Here is a 25,065-nt window from a genome sequence, read left to right as displayed (position 1 = left end):
CTCAGGTACGGCCCAGGGCAAAGCCCTTGGCGATATGACGTCTAACGAAGAACACCACCACGATGCCCGGCACGATGGTCAGTACTCCGGCAGCCGCCAGCGTCCCCCAGTCAATACCCGATGCCGTGGAAGTACGCGTCATCACTGAAGCGATAGGCTGTGCCTGTGTGGAGGTCAGGGTGCGGGCAAGCAGCAGCTCCACCCAGGAGAACATGAACAGGAAGAACAGCGTCACGCCGATACCGGAGCGGATCAGCGGCATGAAGACGCGCAGGAAAAAGCGTGGAAAGCTGTAGCCATCAATGAAAGCCGTTTCGTCGATTTCCTTGGGCACACTGCTCATGAACCCCTCGAGAATCCATACCGCCAGGGGGATGTTGAACAGGCAATGCGCCAATGCCACGGCAATATGCGTGTCGAACAATCCGATGGTGTAATACAGCTGGAAATACGGCAGCAGAAAGACTGCCGGTGGCGCCATCATGTTGGTCAACAGCCAGAAGAACAGGTGTTTGTCGCCAATGAACTGGTAACGGCTGAAGGCATAGGCCGCAGGCAATGCCACCGACATGCTGATGGCCATGTTCATCAGCACATAGATGATGGAATTGACATAGCCCATGTACCAGCTGGAAGAAGTGAAGATCTTGATGTAATTGGCGAAGGTAAGATTCTCTGGCCACAGTGTCAGCGCTCCGAGGATCTCTCGATTGGTCTGCAGCGACATGTTGACCAGCCAATAGATCGGCAACAGCACAAACAGCACATAGGCACCCAGCAGCACGGCTCGTTTAAGCATCGGGGCCCTCCCCGCGGCGGTCTTTCTGCAGGTTCATGATGGCGGTGTAGAACACCCAGCACACCAGCAGAATGATAAGGAAATAGATCAGCGAGAATGCCGCAGATGGCCCTACGTCGAACTGTGCCGTCGCCATGATGGCCAGGGACTGACTGAGGAAAGTGGTCGAGCTGCCCGGACCTCCCCCGGTCAGCACGAAGGGTTCTGCATAGATCATGAATGAGTGCATGAAGCGCAACAGCACCCCGATGACCAGCACATTAGTCAGCTTGGGTAATTGGATATAGCGGAATACCGCCCAGCGCGAGGCACGATCGATGCGCGCCGCCTGGTAGTAGGCTTCGGGAATCGCCTGCAGGCCGCTGTAACAGAGCAGTGCAATCAGTGACGTCCAGTGCCACACATCCATCAAGATGATGGTGGCCCAGGCATCAATGGAGCTTGACGTGATGTTGTAGGGATAGCCCAGCTGCCTCAGACTCCAGCCCATCAGGCCGATGTCGCCGCGCGTGAAGATCTGCCAGATGCTGCCCACCACATTCCACGGAATCAGCAACGGCAGGGTCACCAGTATCAGCACCAGGGAGGCCTGCCATCCTCGCTTGGGCATCAGCAGCGCAACTCCGATCCCCAGCGGCACTTCGATGGCCAGAATGGTCAGCGAGAAAGCAAACTGACGAGCCAGGGCAGCCTGCAATCCTGGGTTATTGAGTGTATCGACGAACCATTCGACACCCACGAAATATCGGGTATGTGGATCAAGAACGTCCTGGACCGAGTAATTGACCACCGTCATCAGCGGCACGATGGCGGAAAAGGTCACCAGCGCCAACATCGGCAGCACCAGCCACCAGGCACTGTTGTTGCGCACCTTGTTCATGCCTCCTCCTCCCCATGCAACCCGTTCCCTTCTCCATGGGGCCCATTCTCTTTGTTATGAATTCCACCTATCTCTACACGATACTCATCCACATACAGGCCCAGATGTTCCGGCGGAAAGCGTATGTATGCCCTTTGTGCCGGTAATGTGCGCCCTTCCTCCACCCGCGCCTTGAGCACGACCTGACCAAGACGCACGCTGAGAATGGAGAAGGTGCCAAGGTCCTGACACTGGTCCATACTCACTTCGATGAAACCCTCGCCGGGTTCCGCGGACACTTGCACGAACTCAGGGCGAATCCCCAGTTTCACCGTTGCGGTACCTGACAATGCCTTTTCGATCGCCATTTGTACGGACTCATCCACGGCAAGAGGGCTGCCTTGACACACCACCTGCCCATCGGCCATATCCACTTCGAGGAAGTTCATTCCCGGGCTGCCAATGAAGTAGCCGACGAAGGTATGGGCTGGGCGCTCGAACAACTCGCGTGGCGTACCAAATTGCACGATCTGGCCTTCGTACATCACGGCAATCTTGTCGGCGAAGGTGGAAGCTTCCAGTTGATCATGGGTGACATAGATCATGGTCACCGCGAAACGCTGATGGATTTCCTTGAGCTTGCGGCGCAGCTTGAACTTGAGCTGTGGATCAATCACCGTCAGAGGTTCATCGAACAGAATGGCCGCCACATCGCTGCGCACCAGCCCCCGTCCCATGGAAACCTTCTGCTTCTCATCAGCAGTGAGATTGCGGGCCTTGCGCTTCAGGTGACTGGTCAGTTCCAGCGCATCCGCCACTTCGTGCACCCGCTCCCGAATCTGTGCCTCAGGCACGCCTGTATTGCGTAGCGGAAACGCCAGATTGTCGAACACCGTCATGGTGTCGTAGACCACGGGAAACTGGAAAACCTGGGCAATGTTGCGCTCTTGAGGCGGTAACTGGTTGACTCTCTTGTCATCAAAAAGCACATCGCCCTGAGACGGTGCCAGCAACCCTGACATGATATTGAGCAGCGTCGACTTGCCACAACCGGAAGGGCCGAGCAGTGCGTAGGCGCCACCCTGTTCCCACACATGATCCATATGCCGAATGGCGTAATCTTCGTCCTTGGACGGGGACGACTGATAACTGTGCGCCAATCCGGAAAGCGTGATATCGACCATTCAATGTACCTCCCCATCAACATCGTCAGTGCGCTGAGGGGCGCCAGGTATGTACAGCGTGGAGCCGTCATCCGCGAAGGCATAGAGCCGGTGAATGGGGAAATAGAGCCTGACTTTCTGATTGACATCAAAGGTATGCACGCCCGGCAGATGCGCTACCATCGTCCCCCTGGAGTGATGCACATGGAGAAACGTTTCCGAACCGCTGATCTCTGCCAGGTCGACAACGACATCCAACGCCAGATCATCATTGGCCTGAGGAGACAGCGATAAATGAGCCGGGCGCACGCCAAAGCGGAAGTGCCCTTCCCCCAACCCTCGCAGCCCCTGGTCCAGAGCAAAGTGCATGTCATCGCCAAAGGTGACTTCATTGGCATGAATATGCCCGCCAATGACATTCATTGGTGGCTCAGAGAACATTTCCGCCGAGGTGAGCGTATTCGGTCGCCGAAACACATCCGCTGTCGGGCCATACTGCATCAACCGCCCTTCATGAAGCACAGCAGTATGGCCGCCAAGAGCCAGGGCTTCGCTGGGCTCCGTGGTGGCATACACGACAATGCAGTCCCGGGCAGCGAATAACGCCCCCAGCTCCTCACGAAATTCCTCGCGTAACTTGTAATCCAGATTGACCAGAGGTTCGTCAAACAGCACCAGGCTGGCATCCTTGACCAGCGCACGAGCCATGGCCGTGCGTTGTTGCTGGCCCCCGGACAGCTCCAGCGGCTTGCGTGACAGCAGATGATCGATATGCAGCAGACTGGCCACCTCCCGCACCCGCACATCGATCTCCTTGCGCGGCACCTTGGCAAGCTTCAGTGGCGAGGCAATATTGTCGTAGACCGTCTGGTGGGGATAGTTGATGAACTGCTGGTAGACCATCGCCACATTGCGCTGCCGAACACCCAACCCCGTGACATCTTCTCCGTTCATCAACACACGACCACTTGTTACCTGATCGAGGCCTGCCATGACCCGCATCAGGGATGTCTTTCCAGCCAGCGTGCGACCAAGCAGTACATTGAAGGACCCTGGCTCCAGGATCATCGACACCTCGTCGAGATGTGTTTCGTTGGCCACCACTCGGGTGACCCCTTCCAAGGTCAATGACATAGGCGATCTCGTCCGTCATCCGTTCCCGCTTCGAGGGTCCAGATAAACGGTAGTAGAGATTCGCTTTAGCCTCACGGATGTTTACAAACGAAAGTCTTTCAACGCCTGTGACCATTGCAGTCAATCAGCGACAATCGATTGATTCCTATTCTATTTGCAGGAAGTTCAAACTTTTGTCTAAACGACCAAAATCGAGTGTCTGCACGACCTTCCTGCATAAAAAAAGATGGATGTTCGCAATCGAACATCCATCTTTCACATTCAAGCCCGCCACGGACCGGGCCGTGCGGAAAAGTCAGCCTTGATTTGCCGTCTTCGCTGCGCTCCAGCTCGCAGCATCACCGAGCGCAGACACTCTCGTAATGCCTTGGTTTTGTCAGAAAAGTCGGCGAGCGATGGTCAGGCAAGGCGGAAGCGATCAAAAAAGCGGAGTTTACGAAGTGTAAATGAGCATTTTGAGATCGCTTCCAACGCAGCATCACCGAGCGCAGACACTTTTCCTACAAAGCCTAGCGAGTACCGAAGATCTTATCCCCCGCATCCCCCAGCCCTGGAACAATATAGCCATTCTCATCGAGACGCTCGTCCACGGCTGCCGTATAGATCTCGACATCCGGATAGGCTTCCTGCACTTTCTGGATACCTTCCGGTGCCGCCACCAGCACGATGACTTTCATCTGCGGGCAACCACGCTCGCGCAGCATGTCCAGGGTCGCGACCATGGAACCGCCAGTGGCCAGCATCGGGTCGATGACAATGGCCATGCGCTCTTCAAGATCATTGGCAAACTTGGAAAAATACGGCACAGGCTGCAGGGTTTCTTCATCGCGATACAGGCCCACCACACTGACACGGGCACTGGGAATCAGGTCGGTGACCCCTTCCAGCATTCCCAGGCCAGCACGCAGGATCGGTACGACCGTGACCTTCTTGCCCTTGAGCTGCTTGGCCTGAATGGTATCGCCGCTCCACCCTTCGATATCGGTGGTTTCCAGTTCCAGATCCTGGGTAGCTTCATAGGTGAGCAGCTTGGCGACTTCGCCGGCCAGCTCACGGAAACTCTTGGTACTGAGCCCTGCTTGACGCATCAGCCCCAGCTTGTGCTGGACGAGAGGATGATTGATGGCATGGACGCTCATGAGCAGACCTCTTTTTAGGTTGCGGCAGATTTTCGAATGCGACGTTCATGGGTCGCATTAATGAGTGCGACAGGGTCGCAATAACGCTCGTGCGACGGCTTCGGGTCGCAATAAAAAACCGGGCGCATTCTACCTGCATCTTGCTGTTCGGTTAAGCGTCAACGCAGTCTGGGGTCGCCGGCAACTGCCAGTCCACCGGTGTACGGCCATTCGCCTGCAGAAAGGCGTTGGCCTGGGAAAAATGGTGGTTACCGAAGAAGCCGCGGTGCGCTGACAAGGGAGATGGGTGCGGCGATTCCAGTATCAGGTGCCGATGGCGATCGATCAGGGCCTTCTTCTGCCGTGCATGGCTACCCCACAACAGAAACACCGAAGGTGACGCATGGGCACTGACCGCCTGAATGGCACGATCGGTGAACGTTTCCCAGCCTCTGCCACGATGCGACGCCGCAATACCCTGCTCCACCGTCAGAGACGTGTTGAGCAGCAATACCCCCTGACGCGCCCAGGGTTCCAGATGACCATGGTTGACCGGAGTGACACCAAGGTCCTCCTGCAACTCCTTGTAGATGTTGATCAATGACGGTGGCGTTTTCACACCAGGGCGTACCGAGAAGCATAGACCATGCGCCTGCCCCGGCCCGTGATAAGGATCCTGACCAAGGATCACCACCTTGACCTGATCCAGAGGCGTCAACTCGAAGGCTCGGAACCAGTCCGCAGAGTGCGGATAGATGATCTTCCTGTTCGCCTTCTCCGCCGCCAGGAATTCACGCAGCGCCCCCATGTAGGGCTGCTCGAACTCGCCACCAAGCCACTGCTGCCAACTGTCAGGGAGCACCTGCGCCATCCTGTTCACTCCCCGGCAGCAGAGTTTTGCAGATCGGAACGACGTTGATCCACCAGCGGTTCCACGTAGGCCACGCCCATGTCCCACGGAAACTGAATCCAGCAATCCTGGGCCACTTCGGTGAGATACTGGTCCACCAGCGGGCGCCCCTCGGGCTTGGCATAGATGGTCACGAATTGCGCCTTGGGCAGCATTTCGCGCACCGCCTTGGCGGTCTTGCCCGTATCGACCAGATCATCGACCAGCAACCAGCCTTCGCCATCATGATCAACACCCTTGAGCACATGCAGGCTGTCCTGATCCATGTGGTCATAACTCTTGATACAGACAGTATCAATCAGGCGGATATTCAGTTCGCGGGCAATCAGGGCAGCCGGAATCAAACCTCCACGGGTGATGGCGACGATCCCCTTGAAGTCCTTCTCCATCAGCCGATGGCACAACTCACGCACATCGCGATGCAGTTGGTCCCAGGAAACGGTGAAATGCTTGTGGTAACGACCGCTCATGCTTCGTCCTCAGTAAAACTGCATACCGCGAAGACACTGTAACCAGCATCACGCACTTTCTGGCTACCGCCCAGGTCCGGCAAATCAACGATAGCCGCCGTCTCGACCACCTGGCCGTGACTGCGCTTGATCAGTTCGGCCGCCGCCAGCATGGTGCCTCCGGTGGCAATGAGGTCATCCATGATCAGGATGCGGTCGCCATCACGAAAGGCGTCGGCATGCATTTCCACCTCGGCCTGACCATATTCCAGCGTGTAGGTCTGGCTGATCGTCTGGAACGGCAGCTTGCCTTTCTTGCGCACCGGCACAAAGCTGCAGCCCAGCTCGTAGGCCACAGGAGCACCAATGATAAAGCCACGGGCATCGATGGCGGCGATGGCATCCAGCTGCATCTCCTGATAGCGGTGCACAAAGCTGTCAATCAGCTTGCGGAAAGCCGCACTGTTCTGCAGCAATGGCGTGATGTCACGGAAATTGACCCCCTCCTGGGGCCAATCGGGAACAGTGCGAATGACAGACTTGATATAGTCGCCGTAAATGCTCATGGCAGTCTCAGTCATAGGATTCGTCAATACAGGTTGGTCAATGAAGCGTCAGTCGAGAAAACGGTAGCCAGGGCACACGGCGCAGGCTACCGAGCGAAAAACCATCAATCGATGAAAAGCAGCTTGAAGGCAAACAATATACCAAGGATCACCACAGCGGAGTTGAGATCGCGGAAACGGCCGGATAGCGCCTTGATCGCCACATAACTCACGAACCCCAGGGCAATGCCCTCCGCGATGGAGAACGTCAGCGGCATGGCCAGGGCGGCGATCATCACCGGGGCCGCTTCCGTCGCATCGTCCCAGTCCACATGGGCCAGGCTGCCGGTCATCAGCGCGGCCACATACAGCAAGGCGCCCGCCGTGGCATAGGGAGGAATGGAGCCCGCCAGAGGAGAGAAGAACAACCCACACAGGAACAGCACCGCTACCACGACAGCGGTCAGGCCGGTACGCCCGCCAGCAGCGATACCCGCGGTGCTTTCCACATAGCTGGTCGTGGTCGAGGTGCCCAATGCGGCCCCCGCCATGGTCGCCGTGGAGTCAGCCATCAGGGCACGCCCCAGGCGCGGCAGCTTGCCATCCTTGTCGAGCAGGCCACCACGGTGAGCCACACCGACCAGGGTGCCGGACGTGTCGAACAGGTCGACGAACAGGAAAGCAAACACCACGCTGATCATGCCGACGTCCAGAGCACCGCTGATATCCAGTTGCAGGATCGTCGGTGCGATGGAAGGAGGCATGGAAACCACACCGGCGAACTCGTTATGTCCCAGCAACATGGCCAGGATGGTGACGCCGAGGATGCCGATCATCACCGCTCCCGTCACACGCAAGTGAGCCAGTGCCGTGATCAGGAAAAAGCCGCCCAGGGCATACAACGGTGCAGGTTGGGACAAGTCCCCCACGCCCACCAGAGTGGCCGGGTTATCGACAACAATGCCGGCATTCTTCAAGGCAATCATGCCGAGGAACAGACCGATCCCCGCGGCAATGCCCAAGCGCAAGGTCATGGGAATGGCATTGATGATCCATTCCCGAATACGAAAGATGCTCAGCAGGAAAAAGGTCACCCCCGATAGAAAGACACCGCCCAGGGCAACCTGCCAGGTATGCCCCATGCCAAGGACCACACCATAGGTGAAGAAGGCATTGAGCCCCATTCCCGGCGCCAGGGCGACGGGATAGTTGGCCCACAATCCCATCACCAGGCAGCCAATCGCAGCAGCCAGACAGGTGGCGACGAACACAGCCCCATAATCCATGCCTGCTTCAGACAGGATGCTGGGGTTGACGAAAATGATGTACGCCATGGTCAGGAAGGTGGTGATACCGGCGATGATTTCCGTCTTGACGTCAGTGTTGTGCTCACCGAGCTTGAAATATCGGTCAAGCGCGCCCCGTGGGCGACTCAGGCTGTTGTCGGGTGTGGACATGCGCAATATCCTGCAGAAGGTCATGATGTGTCGGCTCTGGGCAGCTCATTGCCCAGAGCCTGAATAAACATTACAAGTTTATAGCGTAGCGCTATTTATGGATTCAGCGATTGGCCAGCACGCGTTCCACGGTTTCCACGATGGCCTGGGTCTGGGGGTCGATCTCGATATTCACCTGATCCCCCGGACGACGCTCGGCCAGTGTTGTACGCGCGAGCGTTTCCGGAATCAGATCGACACAGAAGTCGGTCCTGCCCGGCTCCTTGCCTGTCGCATTGCGTACAGCACCAATGGTCAAGCTTGCTCCATCGACACCGATATAGCCCTTGGCAAACACGAACCGATCCAATCCTTCGGGCAAGCGGAACCACAGCCGGCGATTGTTGGGAGCTTCGTCGATCTCGACCAGCTCGGCCATGCCCATCACATGCCCAGACATCGCATGGCCACCGATCTCATCGCCAAAGCGCGCAGCCCGTTCCAGGTTGACCCGATCGCCCACCTTGACGGCCCCCAGATTGGTCACTCTCAAGGTCTCGCGCATCAGGTCGAAGCTGACACGCTCCCCTTCAATGGACGTCACGGTAAGGCAAGCACCGTTGTGCGCCACGGATGCACCGATTTCCAGGCCTTCACGCAGCTCGTCGGACATGGCCACGACATGGGTACGAAAAGCTTCGGCCTCATGGATGGCCACTACCTCAGCAGTGCCCTGAATTATTCCGGTAAACATCTCGGCTCCTGATGTCGATCAATGTCATAAAACTGTCAACCCTGCACGGTATAAACGCCTGATCACATGCAGTCAGCATGCATGAGCGCAAGATGGTGCATGACAAACGGGTGACTGAACGGGTTGCTGAAAGAGGCGCATAGTCTAGGCGGCAACAGGCTGTGGGTCCATGCCATCTCGTATTCCGCTCTGATTCACAGCTTGGCACAATGACCAACGTCGGTGGGTGAAAGCAGCGTGCGGCAAGGCGAGAAGGGAAAAATCAAACACTTGTTCCGAAATTGATTGACAGCCTCGCCTGCGCCCCCTATTCTTGCGCGCTACATTTTCAGGCGCCGATTTGTACCCGGATTGCGGGCGCCCGTGTGGAGAAGCTCACAAGGCATCTCCCCATGAAGTGCAGCTAAAAGGGTGTGTCCAGCGTTGATGGCCACCCGTCAGGGTGGCCTTTTTTTTGCCTACCCTACTTTCTCTTCCTGCTCTTCTTCTTGCTCTGTTGCCCGCCTCCGCCGTCCCATCGTCGCCACTGCGGTAGCCAACATGATACGACTGCATAACGTTTCCAAGACCTTCGGCGCCGGCCCTCGAGCGGTCACGGCATTGAAGAACATTGACCTCCATGTTCCCAAAGGCCAGATTCATGGCGTCATCGGCCTTTCCGGTGCCGGCAAGTCGACCCTGATTCGCTGCGTCAATCTGCTCGAGCGCCCCACAACAGGCAGTGTGTTCGTCGATGACAAGGAACTGACCGCTCTGTCGGAAGTGGCACTGCGCCAGGCACGCCACCGTATCGGCATGATCTTCCAGCACTTCAATCTGCTGACATCGCGCACTGTGTTCGACAATGTGGCGCTACCGCTGGAATTCATGAAGCTGTCCAAGAGCGAGATCGCCAACCGTGTCACACCGCTGCTCGATCTCGTTGGCCTGAGCGACAAGGCCAAGCAGTACCCATCGCAGCTGTCCGGCGGTCAAAAACAGCGCGTAGCCATCGCCCGCGCCCTCGCCAGCCGCCCCCAGGTGCTGCTGTGCGACGAAGCCACCTCAGCCCTCGACCCGCACACCACCACCTCTATCCTTGAACTGCTGCAGGACATCAACCAGAAGCTCGGCCTGACCATCCTGCTGATCACGCATGAGATGGAAGTGGTCAAGACCATCTGTCACCGCGTCAGCCTGATTTCTGACGGTGAACTGGTCGAAGAAGCCGAAGTCGGCGATTTTTTCACCGCACCACGCACTCAACTGGGCCGCCACTTCCTCAACGACTTCCTTGAGCTGGAACCTCCTCGGGGCTTGATCGAACGTCTACAGGGCAGCCCATGCGAGAACAGCCACCCTGTTGTACGCCTGGGCTTCTCGGGGGATGCGGTTTCTACCCCGCTGATCTCTCGCCTGGCACGTGAATGCGGCGTGGATGTCAGCATCCTGCAAGCCAAGGTCGAGTCGATCCAGGACCGCACCCTCGGCCTGATGATCGCCGAGCTGATGGGCGACGAAGCCGATACCCAACGCGCCATTGCCTATCTGGAATCCCATGACCTGACCGTGGAGGTGCTCGGCCATGTCCAGCGCACTGCTTAATCTGATTCTTTCAGCCACCGCCGAGACCCTCTACATGGTCTTCGTGTCTGGCGTGCTTTCCGCCCTGGTCGGCATTCCTCTTGGTGTGCTGCTGTATGTGACACGCCCCGGGCAGATTCTGCCCAATGCAACACTGAACTCAGTACTGGGAATCATCACCAATATCGGCCGTTCGATCCCCTTCATCATTCTGATGGTGGCGTTGATTCCCTTCATTCGCATACTGGTCGGCACCTCGATCGGCACCAATGCCGCCGCCGTGCCTTTGACCATTGCAGCCATTCCTTTCGTTGCCCGCCTGGTAGAAGGGTCTCTCAATGAAGTATCCCCCGGCCTGATCGAAGCCGCTCAATCCATGGGCGCAACTCCCTGGCAGATCATTACCAAAGTTCTGCTGCCAGAAGCACGCGGCGGCATCTTCACTACGCTGACCATCACGGTGGTCACGCTGGTGAGCTATTCCGCCATGGCCGGTGCGGTAGGCGGCGGCGGCCTCGGCGACTTGGGCATCCGCTACGGCTACATGCGCTATGATTCCACTGTCATGCTGATCACCGTCGCCATTCTGGTGGTCATGGTGCAGGGCTTCCAGAGCCTGGGCGACTACCTGGTGCGCAAGAGTGACCATAAGTGAATCCCGATGTATTTCATGCCTCACTAATAGCTAAAAAGAATTACACCGACGCTTGTTATTCCAGTAACATCTTCTGGAATAACGCATTCAGCACGTACGAACCACTGATAAGGAAGACTTCGACATGCGCAAGACTCTGATTGGTGCCCTAGCGATCTCCACTCTGTCTCTCGCCATTGCTCAGGCCAATGCTGCCGAAATCAAGGTTGGCACCGTCGCAGGCCCAGAGACTGACGTCATGCAGGTCGCCGCCGATATCGCCAAGGAAAAGTTCGACCTGGATGTGGAAATCGTCGAGTTTACTGACTACGTCACGCCCAATGCCGCCCTGGCCGATGGCAGCCTGGACGCCAATGCCTACCAGCACGAGCCGTACATGAACGCCATGGTGCGCGACCGTGGCTATGACTTCGCCATTGCTGGCCGCACCTTCGTCTATCCGATCGGTGCTTATTCCGAAAAGTACGACAGCATCGATGAACTGCCGGATGGCGCCACCATCGCCCTGCCCAACGATCCTTCCAACGAAGGCCGCTCACTGATCCTGATGCACAACCTGGGCCTCATTCAGCTGGATGATCCAGAAAACCTGGAAGCCACACCGCTGAACGTGAGCGAGAACGAGCACGACTACGAGTTCCGCGAGATCGAAGCCGCGCAGTTGCCCCGCGTGCTGCCCGACGTGGACATGGCCTTCATCAACAACACCTTTGCCCAGCCGGCAGGCCTGAGCCTGGATGACGCACTGATTAAGGAAGGCCCCGAGTCTCCTTACGTCAATATCATCGCCGTGCGTGCAGGCGACGAAGACCGCGAAGAGATCAAGCAACTGGTCGAGGCCTACCAGTCCGACGAAGTTGCCGCCAAGGCCGATGAACTGTTCAAGGGCTCAGCCGTTCCTGGCTGGGAATAATCCCGCCCCACGACGGCCGGATTCACGCCCAAGTTCACGTCAGAGAGGCCAGCCCAGCGCTGGCCTTCTCCTTTTGGTTTGCAAGAAAGCACTTTTCGTTTGCTAGAAAGTACTTTTCGTTTGTTAGAAGGTACTTTTGTCTTGAAAGAATGCACTTTTGGCTCGTTAGAAGCCCTTTTGTCTTGTAAGGAAGCACCATGCCCGACTATGCCCTGCTCGCCCGCCAACTGAAGGCCCTGCTGGATACCCGCGACTGGCTGACCAACAGCGCACAGACCAGCGCCTTTCTGATGCAGGAAATCCCTGATTTGAACTGGGCAGGCTTCTATCTGCAACGCAGCCCCGAGCAGCTGACGCTTGGCCCTTTCCAGGGCAAGCCTGCCTGCAACCCGATCCCCTTCAGCAAGGGAGTATGCGGTGCATCGGCACGCACCAGGCAAACGCAGCGCATTGATGACGTGCATGCCGTAGCCGACCATATCGCCTGTGACAGCGCATCCGAATCCGAACTGGTGGTGCCCATTCTCGATACCGACGGCACTCTGTGGGGTGTTCTGGATCTGGACAGTCCTAGGAAAGCACGCTTCAGCGAGACCGATCAGGCAGGTATCGAGGCCCTGGTCGAGATTTTCTGCCAGGCTTCCGATCTCGATTGAGCAGCCTGCCTCAGCAGAGAATTTCTGGAGAGAACCTCAAGAGAGAACTTCAGACAAGGGCTCAGGAAAGGGCTTCTGGAAAGCAAAACGAAAAAGCCCAGCGTTGATACGCTGGGCTTTTGGAATCTGGTAGGACCAGGCGGATTCGAACCGCCGACCTCTACCATGTCAAGGTAGCGCTCTAACCAACTGAGCTATGGTCCTGTATAGGGCTTTTCTGCCAATCAACTGCAGCATGGTTCCACGTGAGTGGTAGGACCAGGCGGATTCGAACCGCCGACCTCCACCATGTCAAGGTGGCGCTCTAACCAACTGAGCTATGGTCCTGCTGCCAGACAGATGTTGCAAGAGACTCAAGTGGTAGGACCAGGCGGATTCGAACCGCCGACCTCTACCATGTCAAGGTAGCGCTCTAACCAACTGAGCTATGGTCCTGTTCAACAAGTTCTGCAGCAACCCGATTCCGTCTCGAATCGACTGCCGTGTACTCGTCGGTACGTACTTGAGTGCCTGTTGAAGGAGGCCAATGAAGGACACTACCCTCGGCAACGGATGCGTATTCTACGCATCCCTCCCGCAAATGCAAGCCTTTGATGTCTCCGAATGATTTTGGAATTTGCCCCTTCGCCACAGCCGCCATGTTCGATTACGATCATGTCATGCCTGCAGCAATCATTTCTCCAAGTCAGGATTCCGCCAGAGTCAGGATTTCTTCAGAATCAGGGCCTACCAAAGCCCGGGTTCCGCCAGTGTCAGTGGAGTATCACATGAACCAACAACAACGTCAGGATGCCATCATCGAACTGGTCAGTCGCCAAGGATATGCCAGCATCGAGCAACTGACTGAACATTTCGCGGTCACCCCCCAGACCATTCGCCGCGACCTCAACGCACTGGCCAGTGAAGGCAGGATTCGCCGGGTGCATGGTGGCGCAGGTCTCGAATCCAGCACGGTGAACACGGCCTACGCCACGCGCAAGACCCTGAACATCGATGCCAAGCGGCGTATCGCGGCGCATGTCGCCGCGCATGTGCCGCATCATTCATCGCTGTTCATCAATATCGGCACCAGCAATGAGCTCGTGGCAGAAGCCCTGCTCGAACACCAGGGCCTGGAGGTCATCACCAACAATCTCAATGTGGCCGCCATTCTGCATCACAAGGACGACTTCAACGTCATCGTCGCCGGTGGCCAGGTGCGTTCACGCGATGGAGGCATCATTGGCGAAGCCACCATCGACTTCATCAACCAGTTCAAGGTCGACATTGGCCTGATCGGCATCAGCGGTATTGATGAAGATGGCTCCCTGCTCGAATTCGATTACCAGGAAGTACGTGTCGCCCAGGCTATCATCCACAACTCCCGTCAGGTATTCCTGGTGGCCGATCATTCAAAATTCCACCGCAATCCTGTGGTTCGCCAAGGAAACGTCTCCCAGCTGGATGCCCTGTTCACCGACAGGGAACCCCCTTCTTCCATCAGGCGTCTGCTGCTCGATAATGATGTCGCCCTGCATATTGCCTGATCGTCCGCTGGTATCTGTCAATCCACAGCTACCTGACAATCCACAGCTACCTGCCAGCAATGTTCAACGTCACCGGACTCATGAGTGTCTATAGATTCACCGACAAGCACGACTTGTTGGAGCAAGCCGCATGCGACTAAAGCACGACACGACACGCTTTCGCCGTAGTTGCTCGCAAGACATCCTGTGACTAGCCTTATTTTCTAATTCGAACATTTCGCTCTTCTTTCCGACAAAAAAGAACAAATAAAGCCGATAGATAGCGAAATATCGAAAACAAAAGGACGCGCCACATGAGTGACAAGTACATCCTTTCCTTTGACCAGGGCACCACCAGCTGCCGTGCCATCCTGTTCGACAGCGACGCGCAGATTGTCGGTATCGCGCAGAAGGAATTCACCCAGCACTTTCCCCAGCCAGGTCATGTAGAACATGACGCCATGGAAATATGGGGTAGCCAGATGGGGGTGGCGCGAGAGGTTCTCGAGACGCACGGCATCAAACCCTCGGAAGTGGCCGCCATCGGCATCACCAATCAGCGCGAGACCACCGTGATTTGGGATCGCCACAGTGGCAAGCCCATTCATCACGCCATTGTCTGGCAGGATCGTCGCACCGCGCCGCTATGCGACGAGCTCAAGAACCAAGGGCTGGAAGACCATATCCGCGCCACCACAGGGCTTATCGTCGATGCGTATTTTTCGGCCACCAAGATCCGCTGGATTCTGGATCAGGTCGAAGGCGCGCAGCAGCGCGCCGAGCGTGGCGAGCTGCTGTTCGGCACCATGGATTCCTGGCTGGTGTGGAACCTGACTCGCGGCCAACGCCACGTCACCGACGTGACCAACGCCTCCCGTACCATGCTGTTCGATATCCACCAGCTGGATTGGGATCAGCGCCTGCTCGATGCCCTGAACATTCCGCGCTGCATGTTGCCGGAAGTGCGCCCTTCCAGCGAGATCTATGGCACTACCGGGGCGGAGATGTTTGGGGGTGCCCAGATACCGATTGCGGGGATCGCCGGCGATCAGCAAGCCGCGTTGTTCGGCCAGGCCTGCTTCGAGCAAGGCATGGTCAAGAATACCTACGGCACCGGTTGCTTCCTGCTGATGAACACTGGTGAGCAGCCTGTGCCTTCCCGTTCCGGCCTGCTGACCACCATCGCCTGGGGACTCGGCGGCAAGATCACTTATGCCTTGGAAGGCTCCATTTTCATTGCCGGAGCTGCCATTCAATGGCTGCGCGATGAATTGAAGCTGATCGATTCCGCCGAGGATTCCGAGTACTACGCCGGCAAGGTGAAGGACTCCGGCGGCGTCTACGTGGTCCCCGCCTTTGCCGGGCTTGGCGCGCCCTACTGGGACATGTACGCACGCGGCGCCATCTTTGGCCTGACCCGCGGCTCCAGCAAGGAACACATCACACGCGCGACACTGGACGCCCTGGCCTACCAGACCCGCGACATCATCGATGCCATGCAGGCAGATTCCGGCATCACCCTGAAGTCCCTGCGTGTTGACGGTGGTGCCGTCGCCAACAACGTCATGATGCAGTTCCAGGCCGACATGCTCGGTGTCGAGGTCGATCGCCCGATCATCACGGAAAGCACAGCACTGGGTGCAGCCTATCTGGCGGGCATCGCCGTGGGCATGTGGACCCAGGCAGAACTCGCCACCAAAGGGGAAATCGAGCGCACCTTCAGCCCGGTGATGAGCAGCAAGGACCGCGAGCAGCGCTACAAGGGCTGGAAGAAAGCCGTACGACGCACCATGAACTGGGAACGCGAAGACGCAGAGTAATACTGGCCTGCCATGTCCTGCGCAGCGCATATCCCTAGACAGGAGTCCTGTTGTGCAACGATGCGAAAACGAGTCACTGACCAGTCCGCAGCCTACCAGCACAGCACATGTCAGTACGCTGCGCGATACTCATCTCCAGCACTTGGCGAATGATCGCTTCGATGTCCTTATCGTTGGTGCGGGCATCAACGGTGCCTGTGCGGCGGCGGCCCTGGCCAGCAAGGGCGTCAGCGTGGCATTGATCGACCGCAGCGACTTTGCCAGTGCTACCAGCCAGCAGTCGTCCAACCTGGCATGGGGTGGCATCAAGTACATGGAAAGTTTCGATTTTTCCCTGGTGCGCAAGCTGTGCAAGAGCCGCAATCACTTGGTCAAGAGCTTCCCCTCCTCGGTCAAGGAGATTCGTTTTCTGACGACGGTGAGCAAGGGATTTCGCCACCACCCTGGCATGCTCTGGGCCGGTTCATGGCTCTACTGGCTGATGGGCAACGGCCAGACGCGCATGCCGCACTTCCTGCGCATCAGCGACATCCACAAGCGTGCCTCCATTGTCGATACTCGGGAAGCGCATGGAGGCGTCGAGTACTCCGACGCCTACCTGTACGACAACGATGCTCGCTTCGTCTTCCAGTTCGTGCACCGCGCCATGCACGCCAACGCACGCGTCGCCAATTACGTGGAATCGCTGGGTGCCGAGCATCACGACGAGGGCTGGGAAGTCCGCGTGCGCGATGTCATCCATGACAGGCCCTTCACGATCCAGGCCAAGGTGTTGATCAATGCGGCGGGACCCTGGGTCGATGAGCACAACCGACTGTCAGGCGAAACGACAGAACATCACCACGCCTTTTCCAAAGGCATTCACTTGATCGTTCCCAAGCTCACCGACGACCCCCACGTACTCGCCTTCTTCGCCGACGATGGACGCCTGTTCTTTGTCATCCCGATGGGCAATCGTACCTGCATTGGCACAACCGACACCCGGGTTGAACATCCGCATGTCGATATTGATGCCGGTGACATCAACTTCGTGCTCGACAACATCAACAAGCGCCTGACATTGGCACGCCCCCTGAATCGGGATGACATCATCGCAACGCGCTGTGGCGTGCGCCCCCTGGCAGTTTCGAGCAGCAATGGAAAAGAGCGTGACTTCCTGCAGCTATCGCGCAAGCACGCCATCGACACCAACAGAAAGCATGCTCATATCAGCATTTTTGGTGGCAAGCTCACGGATTGCATCAATGTCGGTGAAGAGATCCTCGCGGAAGTCCAGAAGCTGGGTATCGACGTGCCACACCCGGAGTCCCGCTGGTATGGAGAGCCGGGCGAACAGGAAAAGCAGGAATTCCTGCGTCATGCCATGGAGATCGGGCTGGACGGCCTCACCCCGGAAGATGCCAGCGAGCCTCTGAGCCAACGCCTGTGGCGGCGCTACGCCAATGATGCCCATGGCCTGCTGGAAAGCATTGTCCGCGATCCGCGCCAGGCCGAGCCGCTGATAGAAGGCAGCGAATACCTGCGCTGCGAGCTTCAGTTGGCCCGAGAACAGGAGATGGTCACGCGCCTGGAGGACCTGCTGCGCAGAAGAGACAGGATCTCGCTGGTCGTGAGCCAGGAGCAGCTACGCCACTCCCCCGGGCTTCACGAAGCCTGCGAGATCCTGTTCGGTGATCAGGCTGAAGCGCGTTATGCCGAGTATTTCGGCACCAGCACTGTCGTCACCCAGGGCTTGTCTTGAAGACCAAGATGGGTTTCAGAGACTGAGGCTGGCCTCAATCGCCTAGTGAAATCCACACACTCTTCAGTTCAGAATACTCCTCCAGAGAGTGGTGAGATTTATCACGCCCGTTACCGGATTGCTTGACCCCGCCAAAAGGCACGGTCTGATCACCACCGGCCCAGTTGTTGACGAACACCTGGCCGGATTCGAGGCGACGAGTGACGCGCATGATGCGGTCGATATCCTGACTCCACAGGCCAGCCGCAAGGCCGTAGTCACTGTCGTTGGCCAGGGCGATGGCCTCTTCTTCGCGATCGAAACCGAACACCGACAGCACCGGACCGAAGATCTCTTCACGGCCAATGGCCATCTTGTCATTCACACCATCGAACACGGTCGGGCAGATGAACAGGCCAGGGCCTTCCAGCGACTTGCCACCGGTACGCAGTTGGGCCCCCTCTTCAACACCCTTGCGGATGTAGTCGAGGATACGTTCGTACTGCGTGCGATCGACGATGGCCCCCATGAAGCTGTTCGGATCCAGCGGATCGCCCGGCTGCATGTTTTCGGCCGCGGCCAGCACCTTGTCGACGAAGGCCTCTCGCACGCTGTTCTCCACCAGCAGGCGAGAACCTGCGATACACACTTCCCCCTGGTTATGGAAGATGGCTTCGGCGGCATGCTGGGCCACCTTGTCCAGGTTCTTGCAGTCGGCAAAGACGATATTCGGGCTCTTGCCGCCACACTCAAGATAGACACGTTTGAGATTGGATTGCCCGGCATACTGCATCAGCTGCTTGCCAACCCCGGTGGAACCGGTAAAGGCCAGGCAATTGACATCCATGGACAGGGCCAGTGCCTTGCCGACGGTATGACCGAAACCTGGCAATACCTGGAATACCCCAGAAGGGATTCCGGCTTCCTTGGCCAGCTGGGCCAAGCGCAACGCCGACAGCGGCGACTTCTCGGACGGCTTGAGAATGACACTGTTACCCGCCGCCAGCGCCGGCGCGATCTTCCACGCCGTCATCATCAGCGGGAAGTTCCACGGCACGATGGAAGCCACGACACCCAGCGGTTCACGCAGCACCAGCGCCAAGGCTTCCTCGCCGGTGGGCGCCACTTCGCCGTAGACCTTGTCGATGGATTCCGCCTGATGACGAATGGTACCGATTGCCCCCGCCATATCCCCCAGTGAACTGCCAATCGGCTTGCCCATGTCCAGGGTATCGAGCAGCGCCAGCTCATCACGGTGTTGCTGCATCAAATCCGCCAGTTTGAGCAGGACCTTCTTACGCGCGCCCGGCGCCATGCGCGACCACTCGCCACTGTTGAAGGCACGACGCGCCACCGCCACGGCCTTGTCCACATCCGCAGCATCGCAACTGGCAACCTTGGCCAGCACTTCCCCCGTCGCCGGGTTGATGGTTTCGAAGCTGTCGCCACTCACCGCGTCGACAAACGTATCATCGATGAAAGCGCGAGTTTCCAGGTTCGCTTTCACGCTTTCCGCCATGGCTTGCCATTCGGCGTATGTCTTGGGATGGCTCATGCCATCACCTCCTGTGGTCCAGTGTCTTTTTCAGCAGTGTCTTCTTCAGAGAGAGGGAAACGCAGCATCAATATCTGCGCTTCCCTCGATCTCGATCAGGCTCAGCGTGCTAGAGCCAACTCATCATTCTTGAGCCGTTTAGGCTTGAACCAAACTGTCCTGGGTAGCATATGCCACACCCTGCGCCTGCAGGCGGCGTGCGGTTTCATCCAGCGCCGCTTCGGCAAGCCCTACCAGCTCATCAATCTGCGCCTTGGTGATGACCAAGGGGGGCGAGATGACCATGGTGTCACCCACCGAACGCATGACCAGCCCTGTTTCGAAGCAAATATCACGGCACAGGTTACCGACACCCAGCGCCTTGTCGAAACGCTTGCCCGTCGCCTTGTCGGCCACGATTTCCAGTGCACCAATCAACCCCAGCGAGCGTGCCTCTCCCACTAACGGATGCTGTTCGAGCGCTTTCCAGCGTTGTGCCAGATAAGGACCGACTTCATCGCGCACACGTTCAACGACGCCTTCCGCTTCCATCAGCTGCAAGTTCTTCAGCGCTACTGCAGCACAGGTGGGATGCCCGGAATAGGTAAAACCATGGAAGAATTCACCGCCATCTTCAATCAGCGTTTGCGCCACACGATCACCGACTAGAACACCACCAATCGGCAGATAGCCTGAAGACAGCCCTTTGGCGATCGGCATCAGGTCGGGCTCCAGGCCGTAATGGTCACTGCCGAACCACTCCCCGAGACGACCAAAGCCACAGATCACCTCATCGGCCACCAGCAGAATGTCGTACTTGGCCAGCACCTTCTTGACCGCAGGCCAGTAGCTTTGTGGCGGAATGATGGCACCTCCCGCGCCCTGCACGGGTTCCGCAATGAAAGCCGCCACCTTGTCTTCGCCCAGTTCGAGAATGCGTTCCTCTATGGCGTCGGCACAGGCCTGCCCGAATGCATCCGGACTCATGTCCCGGCCTTCAGTGAACCAGTAAGGCTGACGCACGTGGGTAATCGCCGGCACCGCAGGACCGCCCTGGCCATGCATCGCGGCCATGCCGCCCAGGCTCATGCCCGCCAAGGTGGAACCGTGGTAGGCATTCTCGCGAGCAACGATCCATTGCTTTTCGGGCTTGCCCTTGAGCGCCCAGTAATGCCTCACCATGCGCACTACCGTGTCATTGGCTTCGGAGCCAGACCCGGTGAAGAACACCCGGTTCATATGCTTGGGAGCCAGCCGACATAGTGTGTCGGCCAGCTCCACCGCAGGCGGATGTGTCGTCTTGAAGAAGTTGTTGTAGTACGGCAATTGCTGCAGCTGAGCCGTCGCAGCATCGACCAGCTCCTGGCGCCCGTAACCCAGATTCACGCACCACAGCCCCGCCATGGCATCGAGCATGCGATTGCCTTCAGCATCCTGTATATAGATGCCATCCGCCTCGGTAATGATCCGGCTGCCTTCTTCACCAAGGGCCTTGTAGTCCGTGAACGGATGCAGGTGATGCGCGGTATCCAGCGCCTTGAGTCGTTCACTGCTGAGCATTGCCATGACACCATCCTCCAGGAAAGCACGTCAAATCGAGTGTTATTTTTTATTCAACATATAGATCCTGTTGCGCGATTCCAACCTTTTTTCCAGATCCTTGCGTGACATCCACATAACACATTGATTTTAATGACTACAACTATCGTAGAACATAGTCATTATTAAAAAATATCGACAAAATATCTCGACGCCTTGACAAATAATGGCCAACTTTCATTGACGGCCTTTCACCCTTCCTACCTGAGTCCAGCGCCTAGGGTCCTGCTTATCGCACGCCCCGACCATACCCTCGGATGGGTATTTATTGACGCTTCACGTCACCGATAGGCAGCTACGTTCGCCCTGGTCAAAATGCTTTACGCCACGGGCCGATGGACAACGACGCCCCTTGCGCCTTTTCCCATGGAGGCACGTAGAAAAATTCATTAGTCTGAATCCCTGCCACACATGTCAGAACCAACGAATACAGGAGGTATCGTGATCGTCATCTATGGCATCAAGGAACACCTGAACCCCATCAAGGCTCGGCTTCAGGACAACTTGCAATCACCTGACGACAAATCACCAGCCCAGGCCATTTGGGAGGCTAAGTGCCAAGAGCAGCTCTCTCCCAAATGGCCCCCTCCTCCAGCGCTCACAAGAACGGCCGAGAGGCCAACTCAAGCCCCAGCGCGATCAAGAAGAACAGGAAGCACTGACGAAATCGCTTGGGGCTGATCCGCATGCGTACATATTGGCCAGCCCACATGCCAATCAGTGCTGGCACGATGGCCATCGCCGATGTGCCTAATTGCGAGACCTGGAAAGCCCCATGGGCGAACAGCCCTGCTGCCAGCGCTATCGTGGAAGTGGTGAAAGATAAACCCAGGGCCTGTATCAACTCTTCCCGGTTCATGTTCAGCGACCCCAGGTACGGTACTGCAGGCATCACGAAGACACCTGTGGCGCCAGTCACGAGACCGGTGATCAACCCAACAAGCGGCGACAGCCGCCTTTCCAGGGCCGCGGGAACAGAAAAGGCTGGGGCGATAAGCGCATACCCGGCATAGACCATCAGCGCGACGCCAAGCCAACACCCGGACCAGACCGGATCCACTCGCACCAATAGCGCGGCACCACCGACAGTACCCAGGATGATGCCAAGCATCATTGGCCAGAATCGGCGTATCAGCTGCACTATCGATGGGCCGTAAAACAGCTGCCAGACATTGGTCACGAAAGACGGGATGACGAGAATGGCGGCAGCACTGGCCGGTGGCATCACCGTGCCAAGCAAGCCCATGGCAACTGTTGGCAGCCCCATTCCGGTGACGCCCTTCACCACACCAGCAGCCAGAAAGGTGCCGACAAGGAACAGAAGGTACGAGATGGCATCGTGCATGGCAGGCTCTCACTGAGGAACGGCTGAGAGCCAAATTGAAACTTGAGGCGGCACCTCGCACAATGCGGAGTCATCAGCCCACCCTTCGGATAATCCGAAGGCTTGTGCGAGGACTTTCCATGCGGCTCGACCTGGCAGACCTTCATCTGTTCCTGTGCATCGTGGATAGCGGCAGCATCACCGCAGGCGCAGCGCGTGCCAACCTGGCCTTGGCGTCGGCCAGCGAGCGGATGCGCAATATGGAAAGTGTCGCCGGGGTAGCCTTGCTGGAAAGGCGTTCAAGGGGAAGTGTCACAACCGAAGCCGGAGAGGCGTTGGCACACCACGCACGCCTGATACTTCGCCAGCAGGACATTCTGAACAGCGAACTACAGGACTTCGCGGTCGGTGCTCGCGGCACCATCCACCTCTACACCAATACCGCAGCGCTGACGGAATTTCTCCCAAGCAGGCTTGCACCTTGGTTAGCGGATCGCCCTCGCTTGCGCATTGCGCTCAAGGAACGTACCAGTGCCGATATCGTTCGAGCCATTCATTCCGGATTGGCAGAGGCCGGTATTGTGTCCGATGCCATCAACGCAGAAGGCCTGGAGCTGCACCCCGTCGCTAAGGATCACCTGGTGTTGATCGTGCCTCGCAACCATCCCCTAGCCCAACGCGATAGAGTCCATCTCTCTGAAGTGCTGGATCACCCCTTCGTCGGCCTGTCCCAGGGTAGCGCCCTGCAGGATCACATCGACGATCAGGCACGCGCAGCTGGAAGCCTTCTCGATTACCGAATTCGCATGAAAACCTACAAAGGCGTATGTGAGATGGTCGACCACGGGATAGGCATCGGCATTCTGCCCCAGGACATTGCCAGACGTTACCGTCGACGCTACGCCTATCGAACCCTGTTGCTGACCGATGGCTGGGCACGCCGACAGCTGTGCTTGTGTTTCAGGGACTGGAAAACACTGTCTGCCCCCATGCAGAGCCTGCTTGCTCATTTGGGGGCTGACACCAATACGCTCTGAGTGCCCACTTCTGGCCTGGGTAAACTTGCAGCAACAGGGAGCACCGCCTGAACCCTTCCACTGCATCGCCCCTCCACTCCCAATACACAAGTAACCGCTCACCTTGTAGCGCCCAACACTATGCATGGCATCAGACGTATCTCTCCTCCGCCCTACTCCCAAGCCCCATTCCACCGTGGGTCCACTAGCCATAGGTCTATAGAAAAAGTGGCATGGAAGGATAGGCAAAATCATACTTGTCCGCTAAAAGAGACATAAGACATGCATGAAGGGTGACAGGGATGTGGTTGGCTTTGTGAGGGAATGGCTGGTTACGAGGCAAAGCGACCCTCCCGCCAACCACATGCTACAAAATGACGTTGTTTTCACAGTAAAGAGGTTTCAAAAGTGCTACGCGGATCGAAGGTATAAGCTTCATGGTACGACTCCCGTTAAAACTTACATTGCTTCTACTTGCCCTGGTATCGGCAAGCATCATCTGGCAACAGACTCAACTTTCTCTTATCGCACTCCAACGAATAGACCCGCTGCCAGAAACTCATAATATGATCACGGAAGAGCGTTATGCGGAAGCTGCCGACTATCTGGGTTTTTTTATGCAGTATGACTACGTAAGCGAGAACCCGGATGCTCAGTTACTTCACCAGGAGATCAACGACTATCGCGGGCACTGGCGCTACCAGTTGAGCAAATTGAGTGAAGGGGTCTTTCAAGGCACCAGTGACGAAACCATCGGACAAGCCGCCAGCGTAGCATCCGACTTCATAATCATTGGAGACGTTCGCGACCTAGCCAATCAAGGTATTAACTACGCACAAGGCGAAAATGTGGATGAGATCATGGTGGCTCTGGCCTCACTAGGCATTATAGCCTCGTCTGCACAATTTATGAGTGGATTGGGAACCGCTGCGACCGCAGGTGCTGGTGCCCCTGCACTCGCAGGAACTACAATCGCCAAGAGCAGCATATTAACCCTTAAGGCCGCCCGCAGACTCGGGAAGCTACCTTCCTGGCTAGGCGAGGCAATCATCAAAGCTGCAGGTAATGCTCAGCAATCGAAAAACCTTAGCCAGCTTGGCTGTATGCTGGGAAATATCAACAGCCTTGCCAAAACACGAGGCGGCCTGAATCTCCTCAAGAATACCAATAATGCCAATGACCTACTCCGAGCAGCGAGGTTTACAGAGACCTTTGGCAGGCACAGTGCCACGCTCTACCGCATTGGCGGCAACACCGCCATCGACATTGCTCAGCGAGCCGGAACATTAGGGAAAGAAACCATTCTACTCGCTGCCACCTTCGGACAAACTGGTCTAAAAATTCTCGATAAAACGGGTGCTATCAAGTTTATCAAACTTACAAGTCGAGCAATCAAGATGGCCTATAAGGGCGATCTTGCAGCCTTAATTGCCAAGGCTCTTTTGATGCTGCCCGTATGGCTGCTCTACGTCATCATCGCCCTTGCAATTTGGATATGGATGCCGAAAGGATATCTTCGCACTCCGTAGACGCCTCCTACACTCGATGGCCTTCACTGCTCGCTCTCCAACCCTTACCCCCAAGATCTGGCAG

General features: G+C 57.1%; 22 protein-coding genes and 3 tRNA genes. 9 read left to right on the top strand and 16 right to left on the bottom strand.

The window, feature by feature from the left end:
- Position 1: 1 nt before the first annotated feature.
- The 10 genes from Q1K07_RS11970 to Q1K07_RS11925 form a co-directional block, all read right to left on the bottom strand.
- Positions 2-799 (bottom strand): carbohydrate ABC transporter permease, encoded by a 798-nt coding sequence (locus Q1K07_RS11970; RefSeq protein WP_149285097.1) that lies wholly within the window; start codon positions 797-799, stop codon positions 2-4.
- Positions 792-1,679: a carbohydrate ABC transporter permease gene (locus Q1K07_RS11965; protein ID WP_300311099.1), complete on the bottom strand. Its 888-nt coding sequence runs from the start codon at positions 1,677-1,679 to the stop codon at positions 792-794. The genes Q1K07_RS11970 and Q1K07_RS11965 overlap by 8 nt, the downstream gene beginning before the upstream one ends.
- Positions 1,676-2,842 carry an ABC transporter ATP-binding protein gene (locus tag Q1K07_RS11960; RefSeq protein WP_300311097.1) on the bottom strand — a complete coding sequence of 389 codons (1,167 nt, stop codon included), beginning with the start codon at positions 2,840-2,842 and terminating at the stop codon, positions 1,676-1,678. Before Q1K07_RS11960 ends, Q1K07_RS11965 begins: the two co-directional genes overlap by 4 nt.
- Positions 2,843-3,955, bottom strand: a complete 1,113-nt coding sequence (locus Q1K07_RS11955) for an ABC transporter ATP-binding protein (RefSeq protein ID WP_300311095.1) — start codon at positions 3,953-3,955, stop codon at positions 2,843-2,845.
- Positions 3,956-4,464: 509 nt separating this feature from the next.
- Positions 4,465-5,094, bottom strand: a complete 630-nt coding sequence (gene upp, locus Q1K07_RS11950; protein WP_300311093.1) for a uracil phosphoribosyltransferase — start codon at positions 5,092-5,094, stop codon at positions 4,465-4,467.
- Positions 5,095-5,245: 151 nt separating this feature from the next.
- Complete coding sequence (gene ung / locus Q1K07_RS11945; RefSeq protein ID WP_300311092.1) at positions 5,246-5,944, bottom strand: uracil-DNA glycosylase; 699 nt, start codon at positions 5,942-5,944, stop codon at positions 5,246-5,248.
- Positions 5,945-5,949: 5 nt separating this feature from the next.
- A complete protein-coding gene (gene gpt / locus Q1K07_RS11940) occupies positions 5,950-6,453 on the bottom strand; it encodes a xanthine phosphoribosyltransferase (RefSeq protein WP_300311091.1) in 504 nt (167 codons plus the stop codon).
- Positions 6,450-6,998 (bottom strand): adenine phosphoribosyltransferase, encoded by a 549-nt coding sequence (locus Q1K07_RS11935; protein WP_149285104.1) that lies wholly within the window; start codon positions 6,996-6,998, stop codon positions 6,450-6,452. Before Q1K07_RS11935 ends, gpt begins: the two co-directional genes overlap by 4 nt.
- A 104-nt stretch (positions 6,999-7,102) precedes the next feature.
- Entirely contained in the window at positions 7,103-8,434 is a 1,332-nt protein-coding gene (locus tag Q1K07_RS11930; RefSeq protein WP_300311088.1) for an NCS2 family permease, read from the bottom strand.
- Between the two features lie 103 nt (positions 8,435-8,537).
- Entirely contained in the window at positions 8,538-9,167 is a 630-nt protein-coding gene (locus tag Q1K07_RS11925; RefSeq protein ID WP_300311086.1) for a riboflavin synthase subunit alpha, read from the bottom strand.
- Between the two features lie 540 nt (positions 9,168-9,707).
- On the opposite strand from Q1K07_RS11925, the gene Q1K07_RS11920 reads away from it, so the two are divergent.
- The 4 genes from Q1K07_RS11920 (at position 9,708) to Q1K07_RS11905 (ending at position 12,954) form a co-directional block, all read left to right on the top strand.
- Complete coding sequence (locus Q1K07_RS11920; RefSeq protein WP_300311084.1) at positions 9,708-10,751, top strand: methionine ABC transporter ATP-binding protein; 1,044 nt, start codon at positions 9,708-9,710, stop codon at positions 10,749-10,751.
- Complete coding sequence (locus tag Q1K07_RS11915) at positions 10,732-11,385, top strand: methionine ABC transporter permease (protein WP_300311082.1); 654 nt, start codon at positions 10,732-10,734, stop codon at positions 11,383-11,385. Before Q1K07_RS11920 ends, Q1K07_RS11915 begins: the two co-directional genes overlap by 20 nt.
- 124 nt (positions 11,386-11,509) lie before the next feature.
- Positions 11,510-12,298 (top strand): MetQ/NlpA family ABC transporter substrate-binding protein, encoded by a 789-nt coding sequence (locus Q1K07_RS11910; RefSeq protein WP_300311080.1) that lies wholly within the window; start codon positions 11,510-11,512, stop codon positions 12,296-12,298.
- Between the two features lie 197 nt (positions 12,299-12,495).
- On the top strand, positions 12,496-12,954 hold the full coding sequence (locus tag Q1K07_RS11905) for a GAF domain-containing protein (RefSeq protein ID WP_300311077.1): 459 nt from the start codon (positions 12,496-12,498) through the stop codon (positions 12,952-12,954).
- A 127-nt stretch (positions 12,955-13,081) separates the two neighbouring features.
- On the opposite strand, the gene Q1K07_RS11900 is transcribed toward Q1K07_RS11905, so the two are convergent.
- The 3 genes from Q1K07_RS11900 to Q1K07_RS11890 form a co-directional block, all read right to left on the bottom strand.
- Positions 13,082-13,158: transfer RNA gene (locus Q1K07_RS11900), tRNA-Val, on the bottom strand.
- A gap of 46 nt (positions 13,159-13,204) precedes the next feature.
- A tRNA-Val gene (locus Q1K07_RS11895) sits at positions 13,205-13,281 on the bottom strand.
- A gap of 31 nt (positions 13,282-13,312) precedes the next feature.
- Positions 13,313-13,389: transfer RNA gene (locus tag Q1K07_RS11890), tRNA-Val, on the bottom strand.
- Positions 13,390-13,721: 332 nt separating this feature from the next.
- On the opposite strand from Q1K07_RS11890, the gene Q1K07_RS11885 reads away from it, so the two are divergent.
- The 3 genes from Q1K07_RS11885 to Q1K07_RS11875 all read left to right on the top strand — a co-directional run bounded on the left by Q1K07_RS11885 (position 13,722) and on the right by Q1K07_RS11875 (position 18,020).
- Positions 13,722-14,480: a DeoR/GlpR family transcriptional regulator gene (locus Q1K07_RS11885; RefSeq protein WP_300311075.1), complete on the top strand. Its 759-nt coding sequence runs from the start codon at positions 13,722-13,724 to the stop codon at positions 14,478-14,480.
- A 293-nt stretch (positions 14,481-14,773) separates the two neighbouring features.
- On the top strand, positions 14,774-16,279 hold the full coding sequence (gene glpK / locus Q1K07_RS11880; protein ID WP_300311073.1) for a glycerol kinase GlpK: 1,506 nt from the start codon (positions 14,774-14,776) through the stop codon (positions 16,277-16,279).
- A 118-nt stretch (positions 16,280-16,397) separates the two neighbouring features.
- A complete protein-coding gene (locus tag Q1K07_RS11875; RefSeq protein ID WP_300311183.1) occupies positions 16,398-18,020 on the top strand; it encodes an FAD-dependent oxidoreductase in 1,623 nt (540 codons plus the stop codon).
- A gap of 34 nt (positions 18,021-18,054) precedes the next feature.
- Here the strand turns inward: Q1K07_RS11875 and Q1K07_RS11870 are convergent, their stop codons facing one another.
- The 3 genes from Q1K07_RS11870 to Q1K07_RS11860 all read right to left on the bottom strand — a co-directional run bounded on the left by Q1K07_RS11870 (position 18,055) and on the right by Q1K07_RS11860 (position 22,477).
- A complete protein-coding gene (locus Q1K07_RS11870; RefSeq protein WP_300311071.1) occupies positions 18,055-19,554 on the bottom strand; it encodes an aldehyde dehydrogenase in 1,500 nt (499 codons plus the stop codon).
- A gap of 138 nt (positions 19,555-19,692) precedes the next feature.
- A complete protein-coding gene (locus tag Q1K07_RS11865) occupies positions 19,693-21,099 on the bottom strand; it encodes an aspartate aminotransferase family protein (RefSeq protein WP_300311069.1) in 1,407 nt (468 codons plus the stop codon).
- Positions 21,100-21,730: 631 nt separating this feature from the next.
- The gene (locus tag Q1K07_RS11860; RefSeq protein WP_300311067.1) at positions 21,731-22,477 is read right to left on the bottom strand and encodes a sulfite exporter TauE/SafE family protein; all 747 of its coding nucleotides are present in this window, start codon (positions 22,475-22,477) and stop codon (positions 21,731-21,733) included.
- A gap of 119 nt (positions 22,478-22,596) precedes the next feature.
- Between Q1K07_RS11860 and Q1K07_RS11855 the strand changes: the two genes are divergently transcribed.
- Both Q1K07_RS11855 and Q1K07_RS11850 read left to right on the top strand, forming a co-directional pair.
- A complete protein-coding gene (locus tag Q1K07_RS11855; RefSeq protein ID WP_300311065.1) occupies positions 22,597-23,493 on the top strand; it encodes a LysR family transcriptional regulator in 897 nt (298 codons plus the stop codon).
- Positions 23,494-23,909: 416 nt separating this feature from the next.
- Positions 23,910-25,001, top strand: coding sequence for a hypothetical protein (locus Q1K07_RS11850; RefSeq protein ID WP_300311063.1), 1,092 nt, complete (start codon positions 23,910-23,912; stop codon positions 24,999-25,001).
- The last annotated feature ends 64 nt before the right edge of the window (positions 25,002-25,065 follow it).

This window comes from Halomonas sp. (assembly GCF_029263665.1).
Taxonomy (GTDB): domain Bacteria; phylum Pseudomonadota; class Gammaproteobacteria; order Pseudomonadales; family Halomonadaceae; genus Halomonas.
This window is presented reverse-complemented; position numbering and strand designations above follow the sequence as displayed.